This window comes from Amycolatopsis sp. NPDC004378 (assembly GCF_053602455.1).
Genome location: NZ_JBSGDR010000028.1, coordinates 80,227 through 87,458 on the forward strand (window position 1 = coordinate 80,227; position 7,232 = coordinate 87,458).

Genomic DNA, 7,232 nt, shown 5'->3' on the forward strand with positions numbered 1-7,232 from the left:
CCGGGTGGGGCCCCGCCCGCGTGCCCCACCCCCGCCCTACTTCTTCTTCGCCGCCTTCTTCCGCTTCGGCTCCGGCTCGGCTTTGGCCTTCTCCGCCGTCGCCAGGAGTTCCTCGGCGTGCGCCCGCCCGGTTTCGGTGTCGTCCATGCCCGCGAGCATCCGGGCGAGCTCGTTGACGCGCTCGGACTGGCCCAGGTTCTTGATCCCGCTGCGCGTCACCCCGCCGGTGTGGCCCTTGTCCACCACGAGGTGCTGGTCGGCGAACGCCGCCACCTGCGGCAGGTGCGTCACGACCAGGACCTGGTGCGTCCGTGCCAGCCGGGCCAGCCGGCGGCCGATCTCGACCGCCGCGCGCCCGCCGACGCCCGCGTCGACCTCGTCGAACACCAGCGTCTGGACCGTGTCCGCGTGCGCGAGCACCACCTCGATCGCCAGCATCACCCGCGACAGCTCACCGCCCGACGCGGCCTTGTGCACCGGCAGCGGCGGCGCGCCGTCGTGCGCGCGCAGGAGCAGCTCGACGTCGTCCACGCCGTCCGAGCCCGCGTGCACCGCGCGCCCGTCGATCGTCAGTGCGTGCGTGTCGCCGTGCTCGGCCGGGCGCTGCTCGACCGTCACCTCGATCGCGGCCTGGCCCATCGCCAGCCCGGACAGCTCGCGCGTGATCTCCGCGGCCAGCTCGGCCGCCGCCTTCTCCCGCGCACCCGACACCTCGGCGGCGTGCGTGGCCAGCTGCAGGGCGAGCTGGTCGCGCCGCAGCGCCAGCTCGGCGAGCGCCTCTTCGGAGGTGTCCATCGATTCGAGGCGGCGCCGGGCGTCGTCGGCCCAGGCCAGCACGCCGTCGACGTCCGCCGCGTACTTGCGGGTCAGCCGCTTCAGGTCGCCCTGGCGCGCCAGCACCTTCTCCAGCAGCGCCGGGTCGGCGTCCAGCGTTTCGACGTACGAGCCGAGCTCGGCCCCGACGTCGGTCAGCAGCACCGACGCCTCCTCCAGCCGCGGCGCGAGCTCGCGCAGGACGGAGTCTTCGGACGTCGAAAGCCGCCGCAGTGCCTCGCCGACCAGGCCCAGTGCGCCCGGGGCGTCCGGGTCGCCGTCCGGCGAGCCCGACAGCGCGACGTGCGCCTCGGTCGCGGCCGCGCGCAGCTCGTCGGCCGCCGCGAGCCGCTTGATCTGTTCGGTGAGCTCGACGTCCTCGCCCGGCTCCGGCGCGACGGCGTCGATCTCGGTGAGCCCGTGCTTGAGCAGGTCGGCCTGCTGGGCCATCTCCCGCGAGCGCGTCGACCGCTCGGTCAGCTCGGCGATCACCGCCAGCCACTCGGCCCGGACCTCCCGGTACGCGCTCAGCGGCTTCCCCACCGCGTCGCCGGCGAACCGGTCGATCACCTCGCGCTGCTCGCTCGGGCGCAGCAGCCGCAGCTGGTCGTTCTGGCCGTGCACCGCGATCAGCTGCTCGGACAGCTCCGACAGCACGCCGACCGGCACCGACCGGCCGCCCAGGTGGGCGCGCGACCGCCCGTCGACGGCGACGGTGCGCAGCGCGATGACGCTGCCGTCCTCGTCGACGTCGGCGCCGGACTCGGTGACGAGCCGTTCGGCGCCTTCGACGCCCGAATAGGTGAACCTTCCTTCCACGAACGCCTTGAGCATCCCCGTCCGGACCTTGGACACCTCGGCCCGGCCCCCGGAGAGCAGGTGCAGCCCGGTGACGACCATGGTCTTCCCGGCACCCGTCTCACCGGTGACGACGGTGAAGCCCGCGTGCAGTTCCAGCAGGGCGTCCTCGATGACTCCGAGGCCCTGGATGCGCATCTCGGCCAGCACGCCGCCTACGGTAGCGGCCCCCACCGACACTCTGCGCGCGCGGGCACCCGGCGAGTCGCCGATATGTTCGAAAGAATCGCCGAGCGGTGGGTCACTCGCAGGGACGCGCGTGGCGCTCGCGCCAGCTCTTCACCGGCAGCGAGAACTTCTGCACCAGGCGGTCGGTGAACGGGCCGTCCCACAGGCGGACCAGCCGCACCGGCGTCTTGCCGCAGGTCACGCGCACGCGCGCGCCCGGCGGCAGGTCCAGGTGGCGGGTCCCGTCGCAGGTCAGGACCGCGGGCGAGCCGTCCGGGTCGATGCCGACGGTGATCACCGAGTCCCGCGAGACGACCAGCGGCCGCGCGAACATCGCGTGCGCGTTGCTCGGCACGACCAGCAGGGCCTGAACGTCGGGCCAGATGATCGGGCCGCCGGCCGAGAACGCGTACGCCGTCGAACCGGTCGGTGTGGCGCAGAGCACACCGTCGCAGCCGAAGGCCGAGACCGGCCGGCCGTCGACCTCGATCAGTGCGTCGAGGACCCGTTCGCGGGTGCTCTTCTCGACGCTGGCCTCGTTGAGCGCCCACGTGCGGGCCAGCTCGGTGCCGCCGTCGGTGACCGTGACGTCGATCGTCATCCGCTCTTCGACCTGGTAGTCGCCGTCGACGACGCGCTGCACGGTGTCGGCGAGCGCGTCCGAGTCGGCCTCGGCGAGGAAACCGACGCGGCCGAGGTTCACCCCGAGCACCGGGACCCCGGCCGGGCGGGCCAGCTCGGCCGCGCGCAGCAGCGTGCCGTCGCCGCCGAGCACGAACACCAGCTCGACGCCCGCGGCGGGGTTGTCGTCCGGGTCCACGACCGTGCACCTCGCGCCGACGCCGTGTTCGTCCGGGTTGATGAGCGCGCAGACGTCGTCCTCGATCACCCGGATCCGGATGCCGGCCTTGGCGAAGCGCGCCGAAACCTCGCGCGCGGCTTCGCCCGTCGCGTCGCGATCGGGGTGCACCATGAGGAGCACTTCACGTTCGGTGGTCATGCGGGCCCTTCCTCGACGGCGGTGCGGACGAGCCGCTCGGCCTCAGACCTGTCTACCGCGTCCACAGTGGACTCGGCCACGTGATCTTTCCTCAGCCACACGAAGTACTCGACGTTCCCGGACGGCCCGGGCAGCGGGCTGGCGGTGACGCCGCGTAGCGCGAGCCCGAGCTTCGCGGCCTCGTCGATGACGGTCAGCACTGATTCGGCGCGCAGCTCCGGGTCGCGGACCACGCCGCCGCTGCCCAGCCGGTCCTTGCCCACCTCGAACTGGGGTTTCACCATCGGCACCAGGTCGGCGCCTTCGCGCGCGCAGGCGGCGAGCGCGGGCAGCACGAGCTTGAGCGAGATGAAGCTCAGGTCGCCGACGACGACGTCGACCTGGCCGCCGAGGTCTTCGGGCGTGAGGTTCCGGACGTTGGTGCGGTCCATGACCACGACCCGCTCGTCGGTGCGGATGCGCCAGTCGAGCAGGCCGCGCCCCACGTCGGCGGCGATCACGGTCGCGGCGCCGTTGCGCAGGAGGACATCGGTGAAGCCCCCGGTCGACGCGCCGGCGTCGAGGCAGCGCTTGCCCTCGACGCTCAGGTCCGTGAACGCCTCCAGCGCGCCGAGCAGCTTGTGCGCGCCGCGCGAGGCCCAGCCGGGGTCGTCCTCGTCCCGGACGACGATGGGCGCGTCGGACTCGACGCCGGTGGCGGGCTTGCCGGCCACCATGCCACGCACGGTGACCTTGCCTTCGGTGATCAGGGCCGAAGCCTGTTCGCGCGACCGCGCAAGGCCGCGCCGGACCAGTTCCGCGTCGAGGCGCGCCCGCTTGGGCACCGTGGTCAGACCTTGTCGATGCTGGAGAGGGCGACCGTCAGCTCCGTGTGCACGGCGTCGAAGCGCTCGACGTGCTCCGCGAGCGGCAGCGCGTCGAGGTCGTCCAAGCCGGCGACGGCTTCGTCGATGCCGGCCCGCGGGTCGGTCTGCTGGGAGAACGAACCGGGCGGCGGGCCCGGCACGGGGTACGGGTGATCCTGCACGTCACAAACGGTATCAGTCAGGCCAGGCCGAGCCGTGTCACGGCGTCGCCCTCGACCTTGGTGATCCCGGACTCCCAGGCCGCGTGGCACAGCGCGCGGAGCAGGTCGAGGTCGTCGCCGTCGCCCTCCGCGACCAGGGCGTCGTCGCGCACGGTGACGGTCCAGCCCGGGCGCGGCCCGATCTTCAGGTCCTCGGCCGGGCTGGTGAGCGCGGTGAGGTCCTGGGCGAGGTAGGTGCCGCGCTCGGCCGGGGTGGCCTCGATCAGCTGCTTCGGCGTCGCGACGCCCGAGAGGACGACGAGCGAGTCGATGCCCGCGGCGACCGCGCCGGCGATGTCGGTGTCCAGCCGGTCGCCGACGACCAGGGGCTTGTCCGCACCCGCGGACCGCGCGGCGGTCTCGAACAGCAGCGGCTCCGGCTTCCCGGCGACCAGCGAGACGACGTCGGTGGCCGTGCGCAGCGCGGCGACCATCGAGCCGTTGCCGGGCAGCAGGCCCCGCTCGCTGGGCAGCGTCGCGTCGACGTTGCAGGCCACCCAGAGCGCGCCCGCCCGGATGGCCAGGCAGGCCTCGGCGAGCGCGGCCCAGGTGTTGTCGGGCGAGTGGCCCTGGACGACGGCTTGGACGCTCTCGGCGTTCTCCCGCACCGGCGTCAGCCCGGCCTGCGCGACCTCTTCGGCGAGCGACTCGGTGCCGACGACGAGCACCTCGGCGCCGGCGTCGAGCCGCTCCTTCAGCAGTTGCACGCCCGCCTGGGCGCTGGTGTGCACCTCACCGGCGTCGGCGGGCATGCCGAGCCCGGTGAGGTGGTCGACGACCTCGGCAGGCGCCTTGGACGCGTTGTTCGTGACGAACCGGACGGGGGTGCCGTGCTCGCGCGCGGCCCGCACCGTCTCCGGGGCGCCCGGGATCACCCGGGTGCCGTGGTAGACGGTGCCGTCGAGGTCGAACAGGACCGCGTCGTAGGCCGCGAGCAGCGCGTCACTCATCGGTTTCTTCGGCGCCCTTCGGCTCGTTGGTCAGCTCCGCGGCCCGCTCGGCGGCGTCGGTCTCGTCTTCCGCGTCGGCCTCGGCGGCGTTGAGGAACCACCGGATGGCTTCTTCTTCCCGCCCGGCCGCGACGAGGTTGTCGGCGTAGGCGTAGAAGAGGCGCGCGCTCCACGGGTCGCGCTTCTCGGCCTTGAGGTCGTCGCCTTGCAGCGAGACGACGGCGGCGTCGAGCTGCCCGAGATCCCGCCGCGCCCCGGCGGCGACGATCGCGAGCTCGACCTGGGTGGCCTTGCTCAGACTCGCCTTGTCGGCTTCTTTCGCCAGGTCAAGGGCCCGCTCGGGCCGCCCGAGAGCGCGTTCGGAGTCGGCGATGATGGCAACGTGCTCATCACTGCGCGTCATCCGCCGAACGGCCCGCAGTTCCGAGAGGGCCTCCGCCCAGTTGCCGACGTGATAGGCGACGAGCCCCAGCGCCTCACGCACGATGGGCACGCGAGAAGCCTTGGCCTTGGCGTACTTGGCGTGCTCGAGAGCGGCCTCGGGATCACTGTCGATCAACCCCCCGGCGGCGACGAGGTGCTTCCCGACGGTCTCGGCCAGGCCCTTCGGCAGGGTCCTCAGCTCACGGCGGGCTTCCTCGTCGAGATCGGAGAACTCGACGTCTTCGGGCAGCTCGGGCGCCTCGAGGAGCTCCTTGGCGAGGGCCTCGTCGTCGAGCGGAGCGGAGACCTTGGGCCGCGCGTCCCGCCGAGGCCGGTCGTCGCGCCGCTCGGGCCGCTTGCCGGAGTCGCGGTAGCCGCCGGCCCGGGTGCCGCGATCGCCTCGTGAGTCGTCCGACTTCGCCGAGTAGCCGCCAGCCCGCTCGTCACGCTTGCCTGCGTAGCCCCGCGAGTCATCCGACTTCGCTGAGTAGCTGCCGGCACGGTCGTCGCGCCTGTCTGCGTAGCCCCGCGAGTCATCCGACTTCGCCGAATCCCGGTAGCCGCCGCGCTTGCCGGAGTCGCTGTAGCCGCCAGAGCGGTCGTCGCGCTTGGCCGAGTCGCGGTAGCCGCCGCCGGTGCGAGCGCCGCGATCGCCTCGCGAGTCGTCGTTCCCGCCGCGGCCACGGTCGTCGGACCGGAAGCCGCCGGGCTTGCCGCCACGGTCGTCGTCCCGCCGCTGGTAGCCGCGCGAATCGTCGCGCCGCCCACCACTGCGGTCGTCGTCTCGGCGCTGGTAGCCGCGCGAGTTGCCACCGCGGTCGTCCGAACGGAACCCGCCGGACCTGCCACCTCGGTCGTCCGAGCGGTACCCGCCCGGCTTGCCACCGCGGTCGTCGCGCCGCTGGTAGCCCCGCGAGTCATCGCGCCGGTCGCTACCCCGGTCGTCCGAGCGGAAGCCACCCGGCTTGCCACCGCGGTCGTCGCGCCGCTGGTAACCGCGCGAATCGCCACCGCGGTCCTCCGAACGGAACCCGCCCGGCTTGCCACCACGGTCGTCATCGCGCCGCTGGTAACCGCGCGAATCGTCGCGCCGGCCGCTGCGGTCGTCGTCGCGCCGCTGGTAGCCCCGCGAATCGCCGCGGTCGTCCGAACGGTAACCACCGGGGCGCCGGTCGTCGCGGCGATCTGAGCCACCGCGGCCTCGGTCGTCGGAGCGGAAACCACCCGAACGGGCACCGCCGCGGTCTTCCCAGCGCGGCTTCCGGTCGCCGTACGAGGCCTTGCCCTGGGGGCGGCCGCCACCCGGCCGGCCGCCACGGTCGTCGGAACCGCGGCCCGAACTCCGGTCGCCGCCGCGGTCCTCGTACCGGCCGCGGTTGTCGGCCCGGTCGTCGGAGCGCCCGCCCGAACGGCCGGGGCCGCCGGAGTACCGGCCACCACCAGGCCGGTCGCCCGAGTCGCGGTAGCCGCCGCGACGGTCGTCGCGGTCACCGAAGCCGCGGCCGCTGTCACGGCCCTGACCTGCGTTTCCTCCGCGCTGGTCGCGGGGACCGTCGCCGCCGCGGAACGGCTTGCCGCCGCCGCGGACTCCGCGGTCGTCGCGGCGCGGCCGGCCCTGGTAACCACTGTCGCGGCCGCCGCGGTCCTGCCGCGCACCGCGCCGGTCTCCCCGGGGTGCGTCCGACCGACCGCGAGAACCTTCGTCCCGCCGTGCCGGTCGGCCGGACCCCTCATCCGCTGAGTCTCGTCGACCGAACTCGGACACTTGGCCTCCTGCCATGCAAAAAATCTTGTCCTGGACATACGCGTACGGCCCGCTAGGGCAGCCAACTGGCTATCCTAACGGGCCGTACGAAAGTTAAGTTCGGCGGTGTCCTACTCTCCCACAACCCTTCGGTTGCAGTACCATCGGCGCTGTCAGGCTTAGCTTCCGGGTTCGGAATGGGACCGGGCG

6 protein-coding genes and 1 rRNA gene are annotated in these 7,232 nt (G+C 73.3%); all 7 read right to left on the bottom strand.

The window, feature by feature from the left end:
* Positions 1-36 precede the first annotated feature (36 nt).
* Positions 37-1,821, bottom strand: coding sequence for a DNA repair protein RecN (gene recN / locus ACWEN0_RS43995; protein ID WP_451987026.1), 1,785 nt, complete (start codon positions 1,819-1,821; stop codon positions 37-39).
* 91 nt (positions 1,822-1,912) lie between these two features.
* On the bottom strand, positions 1,913-2,839 hold the full coding sequence (locus ACWEN0_RS44000) for an NAD kinase (RefSeq protein ID WP_451987028.1): 927 nt from the start codon (positions 2,837-2,839) through the stop codon (positions 1,913-1,915).
* A complete protein-coding gene (locus ACWEN0_RS44005) occupies positions 2,836-3,663 on the bottom strand; it encodes a TlyA family RNA methyltransferase (RefSeq protein WP_451987030.1) in 828 nt (275 codons plus the stop codon). Before ACWEN0_RS44005 ends, ACWEN0_RS44000 begins: the two co-directional genes overlap by 4 nt.
* A 5-nt stretch (positions 3,664-3,668) precedes the next feature.
* The gene (locus tag ACWEN0_RS44010) at positions 3,669-3,866 is read right to left on the bottom strand and encodes a hypothetical protein (RefSeq protein ID WP_043774930.1); all 198 of its coding nucleotides are present in this window, start codon (positions 3,864-3,866) and stop codon (positions 3,669-3,671) included.
* 17 nt (positions 3,867-3,883) lie between these two features.
* Positions 3,884-4,855, bottom strand: a complete 972-nt coding sequence (locus ACWEN0_RS44015) for an HAD-IIA family hydrolase (RefSeq protein ID WP_451987032.1) — start codon at positions 4,853-4,855, stop codon at positions 3,884-3,886.
* Complete coding sequence (locus ACWEN0_RS44020; RefSeq protein ID WP_451987034.1) at positions 4,848-7,043, bottom strand: tetratricopeptide repeat protein; 2,196 nt, start codon at positions 7,041-7,043, stop codon at positions 4,848-4,850. The genes ACWEN0_RS44015 and ACWEN0_RS44020 overlap by 8 nt, the downstream gene beginning before the upstream one ends.
* 97 nt (positions 7,044-7,140) lie before the next feature.
* A 5S ribosomal RNA gene (rrf, locus tag ACWEN0_RS44025) occupies positions 7,141-7,232 on the bottom strand; the annotation flags it as partial.

Excerpts from the sequence above, each read along its gene's own strand:
- ACWEN0_RS44015 (WP_451987032.1), bottom strand. The coding sequence starts at position 4,855 with ATGAGTGACGCGCTGCTCGCGGCCTACGACGCGGTCCTGTTCGACCTC.
- ACWEN0_RS44000 (WP_451987028.1), bottom strand. The coding sequence starts at position 2,839 with ATGACCACCGAACGTGAAGTGCTCCTCATGGTGCACCCCGATCGCGAC.